This window comes from Kribbella sp. HUAS MG21 (genome assembly GCF_040254265.1).
In the GTDB taxonomy this organism is placed as follows: Bacteria; Actinomycetota; Actinomycetes; order Propionibacteriales; family Kribbellaceae; genus Kribbella.
This window is the reverse complement of record NZ_CP158165.1, coordinates 4,887,281-4,904,943: the sequence shown is the minus strand read 5'-3', so window position 1 is coordinate 4,904,943 and position 17,663 is coordinate 4,887,281. Positions and strand designations below refer to the sequence as shown.

19 protein-coding genes are annotated in these 17,663 nt (G+C 69.9%); 5 read left to right on the top strand and 14 right to left on the bottom strand.

The genetic code is table 11. From position 1 onward, the window contains the following. Positions 1–17 precede the first annotated feature (17 nt). From ABN611_RS24010 to ABN611_RS23995, 4 genes are all read left to right on the top strand, one after another. Complete coding sequence (locus ABN611_RS24010; protein ID WP_350274479.1) at positions 18–917, top strand: sensor histidine kinase; 900 nt, start codon at positions 18–20, stop codon at positions 915–917. Between the two features lie 139 nt (positions 918–1,056). Then, entirely contained in the window at positions 1,057–2,388 is a 1,332-nt protein-coding gene (gene ccrA, locus ABN611_RS24005) for a crotonyl-CoA carboxylase/reductase (RefSeq protein WP_350274478.1), read from the top strand. Positions 2,389–2,485: 97 nt separating this feature from the next. Beyond that, a complete protein-coding gene (locus ABN611_RS24000; RefSeq protein ID WP_350274477.1) occupies positions 2,486–4,291 on the top strand; it encodes a transposase in 1,806 nt (601 codons plus the stop codon). Next, a complete protein-coding gene (locus ABN611_RS23995; RefSeq protein WP_350274476.1) occupies positions 4,288–5,712 on the top strand; it encodes an AI-2E family transporter in 1,425 nt (474 codons plus the stop codon). The genes ABN611_RS24000 and ABN611_RS23995 overlap by 4 nt, the downstream gene beginning before the upstream one ends. Before the next feature lie 48 nt (positions 5,713–5,760). Here the strand turns inward: ABN611_RS23995 and ABN611_RS23990 are convergent, their stop codons facing one another. Further along, complete coding sequence (locus ABN611_RS23990; RefSeq protein WP_350274475.1) at positions 5,761–6,528, bottom strand: phytanoyl-CoA dioxygenase family protein; 768 nt, start codon at positions 6,526–6,528, stop codon at positions 5,761–5,763. An 85-nt stretch (positions 6,529–6,613) separates the two neighbouring features. On the opposite strand from ABN611_RS23990, the gene ABN611_RS23985 reads away from it, so the two are divergent. After that, entirely contained in the window at positions 6,614–7,372 is a 759-nt protein-coding gene (locus ABN611_RS23985) for an AraC family transcriptional regulator (RefSeq protein WP_350274474.1), read from the top strand. Here the strand turns inward: ABN611_RS23985 and ABN611_RS23980 are convergent. The 13 genes from ABN611_RS23980 to ABN611_RS23920 all read right to left on the bottom strand — a co-directional run bounded on the left by ABN611_RS23980 (position 7,353) and on the right by ABN611_RS23920 (position 17,639). Continuing rightward, positions 7,353–7,502, bottom strand: coding sequence for a GNAT family protein (locus tag ABN611_RS23980; RefSeq protein ID WP_350281758.1), 150 nt, complete (start codon positions 7,500–7,502; stop codon positions 7,353–7,355). The two genes, ABN611_RS23985 and ABN611_RS23980, sit on opposite strands and share 20 nt — an antisense overlap. Further along, positions 7,442–7,723 carry a GNAT family N-acetyltransferase gene (locus ABN611_RS23975; protein ID WP_350274473.1) on the bottom strand — a complete coding sequence of 94 codons (282 nt, stop codon included), beginning with the start codon at positions 7,721–7,723 and terminating at the stop codon, positions 7,442–7,444. Before ABN611_RS23975 ends, ABN611_RS23980 begins: the two co-directional genes overlap by 61 nt. Before the next feature lie 15 nt (positions 7,724–7,738). After that, positions 7,739–8,494, bottom strand: coding sequence for a ChbG/HpnK family deacetylase (locus tag ABN611_RS23970; protein WP_350274472.1), 756 nt, complete (start codon positions 8,492–8,494; stop codon positions 7,739–7,741). Positions 8,495–8,539: 45 nt separating this feature from the next. Continuing rightward, positions 8,540–9,286, bottom strand: a complete 747-nt coding sequence (locus ABN611_RS23965) for a PIG-L family deacetylase (protein WP_350274471.1) — start codon at positions 9,284–9,286, stop codon at positions 8,540–8,542. An 11-nt stretch (positions 9,287–9,297) separates the two neighbouring features. Next, a complete protein-coding gene (locus tag ABN611_RS23960; protein ID WP_350274470.1) occupies positions 9,298–10,170 on the bottom strand; it encodes a carbohydrate ABC transporter permease in 873 nt (290 codons plus the stop codon). After that, positions 10,167–11,105 (bottom strand): sugar ABC transporter permease, encoded by a 939-nt coding sequence (locus ABN611_RS23955; RefSeq protein ID WP_350274469.1) that lies wholly within the window; start codon positions 11,103–11,105, stop codon positions 10,167–10,169. The genes ABN611_RS23960 and ABN611_RS23955 overlap by 4 nt, the downstream gene beginning before the upstream one ends. Continuing rightward, on the bottom strand, positions 11,102–12,382 hold the full coding sequence (locus tag ABN611_RS23950; protein WP_350274468.1) for an extracellular solute-binding protein: 1,281 nt from the start codon (positions 12,380–12,382) through the stop codon (positions 11,102–11,104). Before ABN611_RS23950 ends, ABN611_RS23955 begins: the two co-directional genes overlap by 4 nt. Before the next feature lie 3 nt (positions 12,383–12,385). After that, complete coding sequence (locus ABN611_RS23945) at positions 12,386–13,408, bottom strand: GNAT family N-acetyltransferase (protein ID WP_350274467.1); 1,023 nt, start codon at positions 13,406–13,408, stop codon at positions 12,386–12,388. Then, positions 13,405–14,508, bottom strand: a complete 1,104-nt coding sequence (locus tag ABN611_RS23940; RefSeq protein ID WP_350274466.1) for a DUF1343 domain-containing protein — start codon at positions 14,506–14,508, stop codon at positions 13,405–13,407. The genes ABN611_RS23945 and ABN611_RS23940 overlap by 4 nt, the downstream gene beginning before the upstream one ends. A 94-nt stretch (positions 14,509–14,602) precedes the next feature. Further along, complete coding sequence (locus tag ABN611_RS23935; protein ID WP_350274465.1) at positions 14,603–15,079, bottom strand: VOC family protein; 477 nt, start codon at positions 15,077–15,079, stop codon at positions 14,603–14,605. Positions 15,080–15,119: 40 nt separating this feature from the next. After that, a complete protein-coding gene (locus ABN611_RS23930) occupies positions 15,120–15,887 on the bottom strand; it encodes an alpha/beta fold hydrolase (protein ID WP_350274464.1) in 768 nt (255 codons plus the stop codon). Positions 15,888–15,914: 27 nt separating this feature from the next. Next, the gene (locus ABN611_RS23925; protein WP_350274463.1) at positions 15,915–16,208 is read right to left on the bottom strand and encodes a hypothetical protein; all 294 of its coding nucleotides are present in this window, start codon (positions 16,206–16,208) and stop codon (positions 15,915–15,917) included. Between the two features lie 30 nt (positions 16,209–16,238). Continuing rightward, positions 16,239–17,639 carry a M28 family peptidase gene (locus tag ABN611_RS23920; RefSeq protein ID WP_350274462.1) on the bottom strand — a complete coding sequence of 467 codons (1,401 nt, stop codon included), beginning with the start codon at positions 17,637–17,639 and terminating at the stop codon, positions 16,239–16,241. Positions 17,640–17,663 lie beyond the last annotated feature (24 nt).

Genomic DNA, 17,663 nt, shown 5'->3' with positions numbered 1-17,663 from the left:
CCGACTACTCTGTTCGGGTGCTGAAGGACAGCGCCACCGACTCCTTGCACGGTGCGCCGGCCGGGTTCGAGCACGATGCCTTCGTCCATGTCTCGGACGCGGACTTCGTGCGGCGTGCGGCTGCGTTCGTCCGGGAGGGTCTGGCGGCGGGGGAAACCATCGTGGCCGTGCTGCCGCCGGGGCGGATCGCGGTACTGCGCGACGCCCTTGGTCCGGACCAGCACGCGGTCGGGTTCGCCGACATGACCGTTGCCGGCGGCAACCCGGCGCGGCTGGTCCCGTTCTGGCGCGACGTCCTCGAGCGGCATCCCGGGCCGGTGCGCGGGCTCGCCGAGGCGGCGTACCCGGGCCGGAGCGCCGCGGCGTACGACGAGGTGCTGCTGCACGAGGCGCTGTCCGACATCGCGTTCGCGCACGACCGGTCCTTCCGGTTGTACTGCGCGTACGACGTGACGGTCGGCATCGACCCGACGGCGACGCACGCGGGCGCGGAAGCTCTTGCGGAGAAGGCGTTCCGGACCGCGCTGGACGACGTACCGGACCGGGCCGAGCGGTGGGACTTCGGGCCGCGCGAGCTCGGCGAGATCCGGCAGTGGCTGAGCGGGCAGGCGGCGTCGCACGGGGTCTCGCGGGACCGGCTCGAGGACCTGTCGCTGGCGTTGCACGAGATCTGCACGAACAGCATCCGGTTCGGCGGCGGAGGCGGCCGGCTGGCGGTCTGGATCGCCGACGGCGCACTGCTCTGCGACGTGACGGATCGCGGCCGGATCGACGACCTGCTGGTCGGGCGGGTGCTGCCGCCGCTCGACGGACTCGGCGGGCGCGGGGTCTGGCTGGCGAACCAGCTGTGCGATCTGGTGCAGCTCCGGTCGGGCGAAGGTTTCACTCAGGTAAGGCTTCACACGCGCCTTCGCTGATAAGACCACTGACAACGGTGGACTGAAAAAGTGACGGTCGTCTCAACGGCGGTCCGCTGTGTTACAGCGCACAGCCACGGGCGCATACTCAACGGTAAGTTCCGCTCACTCGAACGTCCCCGTTGCAGGAGGTACGCCCGTGAAGCAGATCCTTGAAGCGATCCTCTCCGGCGACAACGCCGCCGTCGGAGAGCTCGACGTACCGGACCACTACCGCGGGATCACCGTGCACGCCGACGAGGCGGCCATGTTCGAGGGGCTGGACAGCAAGGAGAAGGATCCGCGCAAGAGCCTGCACCTCGACGACGTGCCGACGCCCGAGCTAGGGCCGGGCGAGGCGCTGGTCGCGGTGATGGCGAGCGCGATCAACTACAACACCGTGTGGACGTCGATCTTCGAGCCGGTCTCGACGTTCGCGTTCCTGAAGCGGTACGGGAAGCTGTCGCCGCTGACTGCCCGGCACGACCTGCCCTACCACGTGGTGGGCTCCGACCTCGCTGGCGTCGTACTGCGCACCGGGCCGGGTGTGAACGCCTGGAAGCCCGGCGACGAGGTGGTCGCGCACTGCCTGTCGGTCGAGCTGGAGTCGCCGGACGGGCACAACGACACGATGCTCGACTCCGAGCAACGGATCTGGGGCTTCGAGACCAACTTCGGCGGGCTCGCGGAGATCGCGCTGGTGAAGTCGAACCAGCTGATGCCGAAGCCGGCGCACCTCACCTGGGAGGAGGCCGCGTCGCCCGGGCTGGTGAACAGTACGGCGTACCGGCAGCTGGTGTCGGCCAACGGCGCCAACATGAAGCAGGGCGACGTCGTACTGATCTGGGGCGCGTCCGGCGGCCTCGGTTCGTACGCGACCCAGTTCGCGCTGAACGGCGGGGCGATCCCGGTCTGCGTGGTGTCGTCGCCGGAGAAGGCGGAGATCTGCCGGGCGATGGGCGCCGAGCTGATCATCGACCGGACCGCGGAGGGGTACCGGTTCTGGAAGGACGAGACGACCCAGGACCAGAAGGAGTGGAAGCGGTTCGGCGCGCGGATCCGCGAGCTGACCGGCGGGGACGACCCGGACATCGTGTTCGAGCACCCGGGACGGGAGACGTTCGGGGCCTCGGTGTACGTCGCCCGCAAGGGCGGGACGATCGTGACCTGCGCGTCGACGTCGGGGTTCATGCACGAGTACGACAACCGGTACCTGTGGATGAACCTGAAACGGATCATCGGCTCGCACTTCGCCAACTACCGCGAGGCCTGGGAGGCCAACCGGCTGATCGCCCGCGGCATGGTGCATCCGACGGTCAGCAAGGTGTACCCGCTGGAGGACACCGCGCAGGCGGCGTACGACGTGCACCGCAACCTGCACCAGGGCAAGGTCGGCGTCCTCACCCTGGCCCCGTCCGAAGGCCTCGGCGTCCGCGACACCGCCCTGCGGGAGAAGCACCTCGACCGGATCAACCGCTTCCGCGACAGGTAGATGTCCACAGGCTCGATTGGCTGGTTACGGGCGGGTTCTGACAGGCTTAAGGTGCTGTGGTAATCCAGCGCTGAGCCGCCAGAAGGGAACCTGGGGAATGCCTGACGAGTCGAGCCTGCCGTTCTTCGACCGCACGGCGACCGCGGCCGGGGGCTTCCCGGTCAGCCGTCGTGGGTACGACAAGCAGGCCGTGGACGACTACGTCCGCGCGCTGGAGATGCAACTCGTCGAGGCCAGACACCGCGCCGACGAGTTGCAGCGCAGCGTCGCGCCGCTGCAGCAGCAGCTCGAGGAGACCCGGCGCCAGCTCGAGGCCAGTGCGAACCCGTCGTACGCCGGGCTCGGCGACCGGGCCGCGCAGATCCTCCGGCTCGCCCAGGACCAGGCGTCCGAGGCGCTCGAGGAGGCCAAGCGCGAGGCCGAGGAGCTGCGCGCGAACGCGGCCAAGGAGGCGGCCGCCGCGCGGGCGACCGGCGAGCGCGAGGCGGAGGACATCCGCACGGTCGCGCTGAACGAGGCGGACAGCATGCGCCGTACGGCCGAGGGCGACGCGGCCGAGTTGCGTCGTACGGCGGAGACCGAGGCCGCCGAGGTGCTGCAGGCCGCGCGGCGGAAGGCCGAGCAGCTGCAGCTGACGGCCGAGTCGCAGGCGAGCACGCTGAAGAACGGCGCGCTGCACGAGGCCGAGAAGATCCGCACCGCCATCCAGCGCGAGTCCGCGGCGCTGCGGGCCCGGCTGGCCGACGAGCGCGAGCAGCAGGCCAAGGAGCTCGCCGACAAGCACCAGCAGATCGCGGCCGACACCGAGAACCTGACCACCCAGATGAAGGAGGCCGCCGAGGCGTCCGAGCGCCGGGTGGCCGAGGCGACCGAGCAGGCGCGCAAGATCCGCGCCGAGGCCGAGGAGTCGGCCGAGCGGACGCTCGCGCGGGCGCGGCGGGAGGCCGAGCAGCTGCTCACCACCGCCCGGACCCGCGCCGAGGCCGAGCTCGCGAACGCCGCCGACGAGGCCGAGCGGTCCCGCACGGTCGTCGCCCGCGAGACCGAGCGCCTGGCGAAGCGCCGCGACGGCATCCTCACCCAGATCGCCGGCCTGAACGAGATCGCCAGCAACATCGCCCGCCAAGCCGCCGAACTCGACTCCGAAACCGCCGCGGCACCGTACGTGAACCCATTCGCCCGCCCCAAGGAGTCCACCCCCACCGGCAACCCCTTCGCCCCCACCCCGGACACCACCGACACCGGCTCCTCCACGTCCGGTACGCCGTACTCCCCGACGCAGAGCTCCACGTCCACCGCCAGCCCCACCTCCACGTCGGGCTCCACCTCCGCGTCGTCCGCCGGATCCGGCACCTCCGCCGCGTCAGGCTCGACGTACTCCGGCTCGCCGGAGTCGACGGACGCCACCGCCCCGGGCTCGACCGCGGCGGGTTCGGCCGGGTCCTCTGCCGGCAGCTCGGACGGGAGTGGGTTTGCGTCGGACAACCCGTTCGCGGGGGCGACGCCTGCGGCGAGCCCGTTCGCGGGGGACTCGGGTGAGGCGTCGTACGAGGACGAGGACGGACCGTTCACCGGGGCCAGCCCGTTCGTCGGGGTGGCGGCCGGGGACGCGCGGGTCGACGAGACCCGGATCGACACCGGCCTGCGGGTCGACCCGAAGGACGCCGACGACCTGGCCGGGAAGACGAGCCGTACCGGCGGCGGCCCCGCCGACGACGGCGAGGACGAGCCGAAGGATGCGACGATGGTCGACGAGTTCCGGCTGAGTGACCTCGCCGGCGAGGAGACTCAGGTCCAGACGCGGCCGTCCGCCCCGGCGAAGTCCTCCGGGGGTGCGTCGTCCGCCGACGCCAAGACCGATGCGGCCTCCTCGCGCGCACGATCCCCGAAGGACAAGATGTGACGCCATCCGGCGACGACGACACCTCCAGAGCGACCGACACCGACCTGGCCGACGCGACCCGCGAGGCACAGGAAGCAGCCGCCAAGGCCGAAGCCGCCGCCGGCAAGAGCGCACGCTCCGCCACCGAGGCCGCCGCCTCGGCCCGTTCCGCCGACGACGCGGCCGACGACGCCGCGGACGCCGCCCGCGCCGCAGACACCTCGGCCGACAACGCGAACGACTCCGCACACCGAGCCGACGAATCCGCGGACGAGGCGGACGACTCGGCCGATCAGGCGGAAGCGGCTGCGGTGGCGGCGGACGCGGATGCCAAACACGACACGAACCTCGCCGACGAACTGCTGATCGAGGAACGGCACCCGTCGGTCGGCATGGGCGTACCGGGCCCGCCGATCCGCCGCGGCAACCCGTTCACGTTCGGGTTCTTCGCGGCCCTCGGCGTCCTCGTCGCCTGGGGCCTGTGGAACGCGCTCGGCCAGGCGCGCTCCGTCCTGATCCTGCTCCTGGTCTCGATGTTCATCGCCGTCGGCCTGAACCCGCTCGTCGAGTGGTTCATGCGCCGCGGCCTGAAGCGCGGCCTGTCGGTCGGCGTGGTGTTCCTGCTGATGATCCTCGCGGTCGCCGGCGTCGGGTTCGCGATCGTGCCGGTGGTCTCCGACCAGATCAACAGCCTGATCAAGAACGCCCCCGAGTGGCTGGACCTGCTGACCAAGTCCAAGACCCTGAACGACCTGAACGACAGGTACCAGTTCATCCAGAAGGCCCAGGACTACGTCCAGGACCCGGCGCTCGCGCAGCGCGCGTTCGGCGGCATCCTCGGCGTCGGCAAGGTGGTCGCGAACGCCCTGTTCAACACGTTCACGATCCTGATCCTGACGCTGTACTTCCTCGCGTCGTTGCCGTCGGTCAAGCGAGCGGCGTACAGCCTGGTCCCCGCCACCCGTCGTACCCGCGTCTCGATCCTCGGCGACGAGGTCCTGGGTCGGGTCGGCGGCTACGTCAGCGGCCAGTTCCTGGTGGCGCTGTGCGCGGGCATCTTCATGTTCATCTTCCTGCAGATCGTGGGGCTGCGCGAGTACGCCGTGGCGCTGGCGATCGTGGTGATGTTCACCGCGTTCATCCCGATGGTGGGTGGCCTGATCGGCGTCGTCGTGGTCGCGCTGATCGGCTTCACCGACAGCCTCTGGGTCGGTATCGCCTGCCTGATCTACGGCGTCATCTACCAGCAGGTCGAGAACTACGTCGTCGCACCCCGCATCATGCGCCGCGCCGTCGACATCCCCGGCGCCGTCACCGTCATCGCCGCCCTCCTCGGCGGCGCCCTCCTCGGCGTGGTCGGCGCCCTCCTCGCCATCCCGTCCGCCGCCGCCATCCTCCTCATCATCCGAGAAGTCTGGGTCCGCAAGGCCGACGCCTCGTAGCCCCGCTCGACCGCTCAGCAAGGTAACGGTGCACCGGGCGGTGAGTGTTCAGGCGGGGCTGGTGACGTCGAGGATGAAGTGTTGGGCGGGGGTTAGGCGGTTGTAGGTTTCCGGGCGGAGGTAGGTCTGTTGGTTGAGTTGTTGGGGGAGGTTGCGGTGGGCGAAGTACGAGTGCATCGCCCGCCGCGGGGCAGTGGTTTGGTTGCGGGTGCCGCCGTGCCAGAGGTGGCTGTTGAAGATGATGACGTCGCCGGCGCGGCCGGTGAGTTGGAGTTGGTCGGGGTGGGGGGCGGTGGGATCGGGTAGTTCGTCGGTGGGCATGGTGCCGCGGCGGTGGGAGCCGGGGACTACGCGGGTCGCGCCGTTCTCCGGGGTGAAGTCGTCGAGGAGCCAGATCGAGTTGCAGACCTCGTACGCGCCGGGTTCGACCGGTTGACCGAAGTCGGCGTGCAGGGCCTGGTGGCCCTCGCCGGGTAGCGCCGCGCGGCTGTTCAGGGACGACAGCCGGAACTCCCCCAGGACGTGCTGCATCGCCGCCAGCACTCGCGGATGACTGAAGCACACCTCGAACTTCCCGTCCTTGTTCACCAGGTCCGCCAGCCGGTCCGTGCCCTTCTCCTGGTGTACTTCGAGACCGGCCCGATCGCCCTCCGCGGCGGTCAGTTCGGCCAGCCGCTCGTTGATCGCCGACACCTCCTCCGCGGTGAGAATCCCTTCCAGCGCGAGGAATCCGTCCCGGTCGAGCTGTTCCTTCTCCCCCGGGGTGAGGACGTCGTCAGTCACACCCAGGTCCCGCAGCGCCGCACCCATATCCATCAAACGGCTCCTTCACAAGATGCACGGATCGATGCCAGCATCGGTGCGTCGTACCGGAGAAACAATGCAGGAGGCGACAGCGCTCATGCACAAATCGCCACAGCTGCTCGGCGCCGGCGTTCACACCGCCGCGCCCGGCAAGGACTACCCGTCGCACGCGCACACGTCGTGGGAGCTCGTGTACTACGTTCGCGGCCGCGTCACCTGCCCCGTCGGCGATACGACGTACGACGCAACGCCCGGGACGGTCCTGCTGACGCCGCCGAACACCTGGCACGCCGAACAGAGCCGCACCGGGTACGCGAACCGTTTCCTCCAGGTGGATGCGGCGGCGACCTACCCGTGGCCGCGGCTCTGCTACGACGACGGCGAGCACACCCTGCGCCGGGTCTTCGACGCCCTGGTCCGCGAAACCGACAGCGAACTTCGCAAGCTCCTCCTCGCTGAACTCGATCTCCGCCTCCGCCGAGCCGCAGCCACAGCCACAACCACAGCACCCGCAACGCCGGCAGAGCAGTTGGTCGTGCAGGCAGAGCGGCTGTTCGAGGAACGCTTCGCCGGCGGCCTCCGCATCGCACAGGTCGCCGAGGAGCTGGGCGTCTCGCCGTCAGGCCTACGTGCCGCGTTCACCCGGCTGCGCAACACCAGCCCGCAAGGCGCGCTCCAAGCAGTCCGTCTACGGCACGCCCTCGCCCACATCCGCAACTCGACGCTGCCGCTCGAGGTCGTCGCTGACCTCACCGGTTACTACTCGGTCAGCCACCTGTCCCGCCACGTCAAGGCGGCCACCGGTTCGTCGCCGGGCGCCCTCCGCAGCCCCGAGTTCAGGAAATCTCGTCCCTGACCAACGACCCGACCCAGGCGTCGACCCGCATCCCCCGATGCACCAGCCGCATCCGCAACTGCCCCTCGATCAGGAAGCCGGCCTTCTCCGCCACCCGGCGCGAGGCGACGTTCCCGACTCCGCCCGCCACTCGATCAAGTCCAGTCCCCGCACCTCGAACGCCCACCCGCACACCGCCCGCACCGCCACCGGCGCAACACCTCGTCCGCGCGCCTCCGGCGCCGCCGTCCAGTACCCGACCTCCGCCGTCCCCCCGCCCCCGACCGCAAACTGCGTCGAGTCGTGGCGAATGGCGTCGGCGCCGTTCGCCGAGTCGTGGGTGATGGCAGCGCGCGGACAGCCATTTCTCACGACTCGGCGGAGTGGTCAGGAGAAGGCGGCTTGGACTGTGGTGAGTTGGATGGAGCGGTTCTTGATGGCCTGGTGGATGTCGGGGTCCAGGACGACGGACTGGTCGGAGAGGCGATATTCCTCGGCCCAGCGGTAGGTGTCGGAGCCGGGGCGGTGGAGGGACGCGAGCTCGGGGTGTGGCGCTGCGCAATGGGTCACCAGGAGGTGGACGCCAGGGGTCAGCTTGTTCAGGTAGTCGAGCATCCAGGGCTTCTTGTCCGCTGCGTCACGGTCGCTGAGGACCTCGATCGAGGCGAAGCGCTTGGACTCCTCGGCGCCGTAGATGAACGGCTTGCCGATCGCCGCCGACACCTCGTCGTACGCCGCCGGCACCGACGAGCCCATGTGGTAGTCGAGATACTCGACCGCCAGCCCTTCCGCCGCGAACTTCGCCGCCTGCGCGGACAACTCACGGACCGCGTCCGCGTGACCGATCCCGGCCCGAGCCTCCTCGACCGTACGACGGAACGTGCCGTCCTCCCCCACCAACGACGGACCGTCCGTCAACGGCCGCCAGCGCAGGAAGTCCCACTCGCACGTCAGCGTCTGGTGCACGCCGACCGGGATCCCGAACTCCCGCGCCAGCGCCGCCGCCTCGGTGAACCAAGGGCACGCCGCCATCGTCGACACCTGCGTGACGATCCCCTCCCGGAACGCCTGTACGGTCCCCACGTTGACCGCGTGACACATCCCGAAGTCGTCGCTCTGCACCACCAACCGAACCTCGGCCACGTCGCACTCCTCTCGTCCAGAAGGCCAGAAGGCCAGAAGCTCAGCCTACGGTCCGGCGAGCTTGGTGACCTCCGGTGTCGGGTTCGCGTGGAAGGCGCAGGCTCGGGGATAGCCGGCCAGGCAGCCGCGCGTCGTCATGAGCGCCGTGTAGTAGTCGATGTACCGGAAGCCGTACGTCTCGCCGCGCGCGAACGCCTGGTGGCGGATCGCGCCGATCCACCGGTGGAAGGCCTCGTCGGGGATCGGCACGTACATCGTCGGCGTGAATCCCTCCATGTCCTCCCAGTTCTCCGCGTGCAGGAAGCTGCGCACCCCGTGCCGCGGCAGCGCGGCGAGCTTCCCGGCTTCCGAGGGGTACGGCGTGATCGCCGCGAGGTCGTCCTCCGGGTCGATCGGCAGCCCGGCCAGGAAACGGGCGCGTTCGGCCAGTACCGCGGTGTGCTCGTGGTCGCGGTGGATGGAGTGCTTCCAGTGCGTGATGATCGTGTCGGGCTGCTTCTCGCGGATGATCCGGGCCAGCTCGAACGCCACGTCGTCGGTGTCCGGGAGGAACCCGTCGCTGTGCTCGAGCACCTGGAAGTCGGCGCCGATCGCCTCCGCGAACGCCGTACCCTCGGCGATCTTCTGCTTCTTGTAGTCGGCCGGCGTCATCCGCGGGTGCCCGCGCTCGCCCGGCGTCAGCGCGACGATCGTCGTCGCCGCGCCCTCGAGCGCGAGCTTGGCCAGCGTCGGCCCGGCGGTCAGGTCCATGTCGCCGATGTGCGCCCCGACGGCGAGCACTGTTCTGGTCACAAGGGTCTCCTTCACTTCAGGCCGCTGAGTACGACGCCGCGGACGTAGTACTTCTGGAACAGCAGGAACACGACGAGCACCGGCAGCGTGCTGATCACCAGGCCGGCCATCACGATCGGCATCGTCCGGTCCGGGTCGAGGAAGCTCTGCAGCAACTGGATCCCGACCGGCAGAGTCTGCAGCGACGGGTCCGACGACGAGATCAGCAGCGTCCAGATGTACTCGTTCCAGGTGCCGATGAACGTGATCAGGCCGAGCGTGATCGCGACCGGCCGGGTCTGCGGCAGCACGATCAGCCGCCAGATCTGCCACTGGTTCGCGCCGTCGATCTTGGCCGCCTCGAGCATCTCGTCCGGCAGCGAGACCATGAACTGGCGCATCAGGAAGATCCCGAACCCGGACACCGTGAACGGCAGGATCAGCGCGAGCAGACTGGTCGTCAGCCCGCCGTCGCCGCCGCGCCCGAGGAGGTCGTTGCCGCCGGCCAGCGGCCAGTTGAGCATGATCAGGAACGTCGGGATCAGCAGCAGGAACGGCGGCAGCATCATCGTCGCGAGGATGAACCGGAAGATCACCGCCCGGCCGCGGAACCGCAGCTTGGCCAGCGCGTACCCGGCCATCGCGGACGTGACCAGCACCGACACCGTCACGCTCACCGTGACGATCACGCTGTTCCGGAACAGCCGCGGCAACTCGAGCTGCGCGAAAGCCTCCCGATAGTTGGCGAGGTCGAACGACGACGGCAGGAACTGGTACGGGATCACGCCGTACTCCCCCGCGCCCTTGAACGAGCTCATCACCATGTCCAGGAACGGCATCACCATCGCCACCGCGCCGAGGATCACGACCAGGTACGCGAACCACGGGAACCGCCGCCGCTTCACGAGGTCTCCTCTCCGCGCCGCCGGGCGATCCACAGCTGCAGCAGCGTGATCGCCAGGATGATGACGAACAGCACCATCGCCATCGCGCTCGCCGTCCCCCAGGCGCCGTACTTGAACGCCCGCTGGTACATCTCGAACGCCGCCACGTTGGTCGCGTTCACCGGACCGCCGTCGCCGGTCATCACGATGATCAGCGCGAACGACTGCAACCCGCCGATGAACTGCGTGATCAGCACGAACAGCAGCGCCGGCCGCAGCAGCGGCAGCGTGATCGACCAGAACAGGTGCCACGACCCGGCACCATCCACTTCCGCCGCCTCGTAATACTGCGAAGGGATCGCCTTCAGCCCGGCGGTCAGGATCAGTACGGCGCCGCCGATCGACGCCCAGGCGTGGACGACGGTCACCGACGGCAGGGCGTACGACGCGTCGGACAGGAAGCCGACGCTGTTCACGCCGAGCTTGTTGAGGACGCCGTTGATCAGCCCGGCCGGCTGGTACATCATCTTCCACACGTTGCCGATGGCCACCACCGTCGCGACCACCGGCAGGAAGTACAGCACCCGCCAGAACCCCTGGAACGCCAGCCGGTCGATGCAGTAGGCCACCAGCACCGAGCCGAAGGTCGCCAGGAACACCGAGCCGAACGCGAACAGCAGCGTGTTCACCAGGATCGGCTTGACGAACGTCCCGTCCAGGCTGAGTACGTCGCCGAAGTTCGCGGCGCCCGCCCACCGCAGGGTGCCGAGGTCGAACCCGCCCCAGTCGGAGAACGCGAGCACGATCGCGAACAGGAACGGCAGGATCAGGAACACGCAGAAGAACAGCAACGCCGGCGACAGGAACAGGTACGCCGCCCGTCCCTCCCGGTGCAGCTTGCCGACGCGCTGGGCCGGCACCGCCAAGGTGCCGACCCTGCCGACCGCGGACGTCATTGCGGCTTGACCGCCTTCGCGGCCTGGGTCAGCGCCTCGTCGGGATTCTTGCCGTTGGCAAGCACACCCATGATCGAGTTGTGCAGCGCGGTCTTGGCCTCGTACGCGCCGGGCTGGTTGGGCTCGGCCATCGCGTACGTCGCCGCGTCGTAGATCGGCGCCAGGTTCGGATCGGACAACGACTTCTTGTACTCCGCCTGGTCAGCGGTCCGCGGCGGGATCAGGCCCTGGTCGGCCAGCCACTTCCCGGTCTCGGTCACCTTGCCGTCGGAGGCCTTGTGCTCGTTCATCCAGGTGAGGAACTTCCACGCCTCGTCGGCGTGCTTGCTGCGCTGGTTCACGCCCATGAAGAAGCCGTACGCCAGCGAGCCCTTGCTGCCCGCCGCCGGGCCCGGGATCGCGGCCACGCCGACGTCGGAGGCGTACTTGTCCTTCATCTGGGTCTTCAGGCTGCCGATCCACCAGCCGGCCTGGATCGCCATCGCGACCCCGCCGCTGCGGAACTGCTTGGTCGGCATGATCGACGGGTTCGTCGCCTTCGCCGCGGCCAGCTCGGACTCGAACTTCAGCGCCGCCTTGCCCTCGGCGTTGTCGAACCGCGGCGTACCGTCCGGGCCGAGGAAGGTGCCGCCGGCCGCGTCCAGCAGCGACAGGAACGGGTGCACCGACTTGTTGTCGCCGTCCTGGATCAGGCTCAGGCCCTCGACCTGGATGTTGCCCTTGGCATCGCGCTTCACGGTCTTGCGCGCCGCGTCGGCGAGCTCGGCCCAGGTGGCCGGCGGCTTGCTGATCCCGGCCGCCGCCAGGATCTTCTTGTTGTAGAACAGCACGTAGGTGTTCAGCTCGGTCGGGTACCCGAGCAGCGTGTCGCCGGTGGTCACCGCGCCGAGCGCCGCCGGGCTGTACTCCGCCTTGATCTTGGTCGCGATCTCGTCCGGCACCTTCGCCACGACGTTCGCCTTCATCAGCTGGCCGCCCCACAGGCCGTACGCGCTGACGATGTCGGCGCCACGCCCGCCGGTCTGCCGGACCGTCATCGTGGTGAGCAGGTCGTCGAACTTGACCACCTGCGCCTTCACCTGGACGTTCGGGTTCTCGTTGTTCCACTGCTGGATCATCTTGTCCAGGCCCTCTTTGGACGGGCCGTCGCTGTAGTGGCTCAGCAGCGTCAGCTCGACCTTCCCGTCGCTACTGCCCGAGCCGCCGCCCCCACAGGCAGCGCCCGTCGCGAGGAGCCCCAGGACAACTGCCAGCCGCAAACACTTGGCCATGCGCATTTGTCACTCCTTTCCGCCAGCCGGGAGCAACGGCGCCCGGAGGATGGTGAACGTGCGGGTGATGTCGAACCCTGTCTTCAGGTACAGCTGCCCGGCCGCGGACTTCTTGCCGGTCCACAGGAACCAGGCGCTGTGCGCGCCGGCGGCGACCATCCGCTCGAGCGTCAGGTGCAGTAGCACCTTGCCGAGCCCGGTGCCGCGCGCGGACGGCCGCACACCGAACGGCCCGAAGCGGTCGATCACCCCTTCGTACGTTCCGTGCATCGCCCAGCCGAGGATCACCCGGCCGGGGTCCCGTGCCACCACGATGCGATCGAGTGGCAGGCCGCCGAGCACGCCTTCGCGGATCGCCCGCGCCCAGTCCGGGTTGAACTCCGACCCGGCGATCGTGATCAGCGCCGTCAGCTCGTCGTCGGTCGGCGTACCGAAACTGTGGCCGTCGGCCGTCAGTGCGTCGATCCGCTTGCGGACCTCGTCCGGTACGGCGTACCCGACGAGGCTGCGGTCCATCGCGACCGCGTCGTACCCGCGCTCGAAGCCGAGGTCGGCGAGCAGCCGGGCGGCGTCCGGGTAGCGGGCCGCGTCGAGCCCCGGGAGGAAGTAGTTGGGCGTGTACGACGAGAAGAACACCTCGGACCGCCCGTGCGAGCGCAGCCAGTCCATGGCCGCGGACACCAGGGCGCGGCCGATCCCCTGGCGCCGGTACTCCGGATGCACGAAGAAGAACGGGATCCAGCCGGACACCGGCTCCAGGTCGTCGGCGTCGACGGCGATCAGGCGGCGGACGGCGTACGCGGCGCCGACGATCTGATCATTGATCACGGCCACCTGGAGACCGGCCGCGTCGAAGTTCCGGTCGAGCAGGAACAGGTCGCGGAAGCGCTGGTAGCTGATCGGGTCGGCCGGCGCCGCGGCGGTCCACGCGGCGGCGAGCGCGGGCCCGTCCCCGACCCGGAAGGCGCGGATCGTCGCGGCGGCCGCGGTCTCATCGGAGCAGGTCGCGGAAGTTGCCTCGGAGCCGTTCATCGCGCGTCTCCTTCGTAGAGCAGTACGCCGGGCCGGACCCAGCTGGACGGTGTGGTTGCTGGGGGCAAGAGTTCGACGGGGTCGTCGCCCGCCTCGAGGGCCTTGCGGAGCGAGTCCGAGCCCCACAGCTTGTCCAGCGACGGCAGCAGCGCGAAGTCGGGGTAGAGCTCGTTCAGCACGCGCAACATCTCCAGCGCGGTCCGCACCGGTTCGAACATCTCCGGGTCGTCCACGTGCAGTTGTACGCCGGACACCACTTGCCCGGCGTACTTGCTGAACACCGGCTCGAACCACGTCCGCCGGAAGCTCACGCCCGGCAGGTCGAGCGCCCGCAGCGCCGGCACGAACCGGTCGTCGACGTACGGCGCCCCGATCGTCTCGAACGGCCGCGTCGTACCGCGGCCCTCGCTGAGGTTGGTGCCCTCGAAGAGGCCGGTGCCCGGATAGACGAGCGCGGTGTCCGGCGTCGGCATGTTCGGCGACGGCGGCACCCACGGCAGGCCGGTCGTGGCCGTGTCGCGGCGCCAGCCTTCCATCGGGATCACCGTCGCCGTACCCAACTGGAGGGCCAGCTCGCCGACGGTCAGCCCGTGGCGGAGCGGAATCGGTGCCCGCCCGACGAAGCTCTCGAACCCGGGCTGCAGCATCGGCCCTTCGACCCGGACGCCGCCGAGCGGGTTCGGCCGGTCGAGGACGACGAACGGCAGCCCGAGCCGCGCCGCGGCCTGCTGGCAGTCGTACATCGTCCAGATGTAGGTGTAGAACCGCGTCCCGATGTCCTGGATGTCGAACAGCAGCGCGTCGACCCCGGAGAACAGGTCGTGGAGCGCCCGTCCTTTTCGCCGGTAGGTGTCGAAAACCGGCAGACCGGTGTCCGGGTCGACGCCCTCCCCTTCGCTCGCGCCCGCCTGCGCCGTACCGCGAAGCCCGTGCTCGGGACCGAACAGCGCCGTCAACGGCACCCCGGACGCCCGCAGCGCGACCGATGTCGGCGTGAGGTCAGGCAGCACGCCGGTGAAGTTCGTGATCAGTCCCAGGCGCCCGTCCGGCACCAGCCCCGGGTCCTCGGCCAGCCGCTGTGCGCCGGTCCGGACCGCCATCGCCACCACCACCCAGATCGTGGATCCTGCAGGAACCTGGGTTGAAAACTTACCGATGTATTCAGGTGAAGGTCAATGGATTACTGACAACCGTTTACCCGCGGGACTGGAGATGGTCCATCACACGTGCCCGGATCTCGTCCGCCGGAATGTCGCGGTCCTGCAGTTCGGCCAGCCAGCCGCTGTACACCTCGTTCGAGGCGCTGAACTCGAGCGCGATGTCGTCCGGGTCGCGGAAGTTCAGGTGCGAGGCGAACGCCTCGTCCCGGATCGGCGTGTAAGTCACCCCCAGCGCCTCGAACCGGCGCTCCCACTCGACCAGCTCGTCCCGGGTGGCCGCCGCCATCCCGAGATGGTCCAGCCCCGTGTTCAACTCGGTGAACGGCCCGCCCGCCGCGCCGTCGTGCTTGGCCAGCGCCAGGATGAACCCGCTCGGCCGGTCCACCAGGATCCGGACGGACCCGAAGTCGAGAAGCGGCTTCAACCCGAGGACCTCGGTGTAGAACTGCTCGCTGCGGTCGAGGTCAGTGACCGACAGGCTGACATGATCGATTCCCGCGAAAGCCGGCATGACTCCCCCTCCCCCTGCTCGGGACTGTAGTCCCGGGCTGTCAGGGCAGGAAGGGGGTGAGGGCGGCGAGGAAGTCGTCGAGTCGTTCGGCGTGGACCCAGTGGCCTGCCTCGGGGACCTCGGCGTACCGGACCTGGGGGAAGTACGTCGCGATGGTGGCGCGGTGGTCCTGTTGGACGTAGTCGGACTTGCCGCCGTAGATGAACAGGGTCGGGCCGTCGTAGACCAGGCCGGCGGCCTCGGTGGGCCAGCCGGAGATGGCGGGCAGCGAGGCCTCGATGACCGGAAGGTTCGGGCGCCAGCGGGCGCCGGACTCGTCGAGGATCAGGTTCTGGAGGAGGAACGCGCGCGTTCCGGGAGTGGGTACGGCGTCGACCAGCTGGGCGTCGACCTCCGCGCGCCGGGTGACCGACGACAGGTCGGCGGTGCGCATCGCGCGGGCGTACTCCACGAAGGCCGGCGGGTAGCCGACCGGCGCCGCGTCGACCACGACGAGCCGCTCGACCACCGACGGGTGCCGCAGCGCGGTGAGCATCGCGGTCTTGCCGCCCATCGAGTGCCCGACCAGCGCGACCGGGCCGACGCCGAGCGACTCGATCGTCTCGCGGACGTCGTCAGCCATCTCCGGGTAGCTCATGGTGTCCACGTGCGGCGATGTGCCGTGGTTGCGCAGGTCCAAGGCGAACACCCGGTGCCGGTCCGCGAGCCGCCGGGCGGCGGTCATCCAGTTCCGCCCCGAGCCGAACAGCCCGTGCATCACCACGACCGGGGTCCCCGTCTCGCCGTACGACGTGACCGGAAGCTTCATGCGCTACACCCTTTCACCGACTGCCCGTCACCGACTGCGCTGCCAGCAGGCCGTGTGCCAGTGGCGGCGCTCGTCGAGCGACTGCGCCCCGCCCAGCGCACCGAGCAGGCTGGGGTTGTCCGGCCACACGACGACATGCGGCGTGGCCGGCGGGATCTGCTGGTCGCAGCCCGGGCAGCGGTACGACTTCGCCGACGCGGAGCCGGAGACCCGCCGGACGTTCCACTCCCCGTCCGCCTTCGCCTCCCGGCTCTGGGTACCGCCGAGCAGCGGCCGGTCACTGACCGGCCGCTGCCACTTCGAAGGCTTTCTGCGCGACATAGCCCCTCAAGGCTAGTCGTATGGCCTAGGTCACCCGCGGGCAACCGCGTACGTCGCGCAGCCGATCAGCTCCATCGAGACCTGGAGGCGCTCGGGGCTGACGTTCTTCGCGATCGTGTCCTCCGGCGAGTGGTACGGCGGCTCGAGGAACGACGGCGCCAGCTCACCGCGCCAGGAGAAGTTCGCCGACGCGATCCCGACCTCCTGGAACGACTGGTGGTCGGACGCGCCGCGCTGCACCGGGCCGACCAGTTGGGCGTCGTACCCGAGGCGCTGGCCGGCGGCCCGGACCGCGTCCGTCGCGGCGTTGGCGAGCCCGGTGAAGGACAGCAGCCAGTACGTGACGGCCGGGTCCCAACTGGTCGCGACCATGTCGTTCTGGAACACGGCCCGGTAGCGGTCGCGCTGGTCCTGGGCGAGCTGCTTGACGTGGTACCGCGAGCCGATCAGACCCTGCTCCTCCGAGCCCCAGAGCGCGAACCGCAGCGTCGCGTCGGTCGGGATCCGGCTGAACACCCGGGCCAGCTCCATCGTCAGGACTGTCCCGGAGCCGTCGTCGTTCGCGCCGGGCGCGCCGGTCACGGTGTCGTAATGGCCGCTGACCATCACGATCGGGCCGTTCGGGCCGGACTTGCCGCGCCGTTCGCCGATCACGTTGTTGGAGATCAGCCCGCGGTGCGCCGCCGTACTGATCCGCAGCGGCAGCGAGCTGACCACGCCGAGGGCCTCGCGGATCAGCCGCTTCTGCACCTGGGCGACGCCGACGACCGGGATCGGGGCGTCGGTCAGGCCGCTCGGCGAGAAGGCCGAGGCGCGCCGCGGGAACACCCCGTCGGCGGGCAGCAGGATCACCGCGACCGCGCCGCGCGCGGCGGCCGCCGCGACGAACGCGGGCCGCGCGGCGGCGGTGTCGTCCGCGATCACGATCGACCCGGTGATCAGCGCGGGGTCGGCGGGCCAGACCGGAGCGGTCGCCGGGCCGACGTCGCGGACCGGGCCTTCGACGGTGACGTCGAGCTTGCCGCCGGGCGCGGCGCCGGCCTGCCAGCACAGGTCGTCCGGCAGCAGGCCGCGGACGTCGGTGATCTGGGCGAGGAACTTGTCCGCGACCGGGAACGGCTCGAGCCGGGTCCGGTAGCCGAACCGGTCGAGCTGTCCCGCGATGTAGTCGGCGGCGCGCTTCTCGCTCGCCGTACCGCCGATCCGCGGGCCGATCCGCTCCGACAGCACCTGGAGGTGCTCCAGGGCGCGCTCGGACGACAGGCCGGACACGACCTGCCGGTCGTACCTGTCCAGGTTCGGCCGGTGCACCGCACCCGGCCGGAGGTCGTCGGCGCCCCAGGCGGGTGCGGCGGGAAGAGCGGTGGCGGCGGTGACACCGGCGACGCCGGCCAGCAAACCACGGCGACTCAGACCGGATCTTTCGGTCATGCAGGTCTCCTCACATCGAGAGGG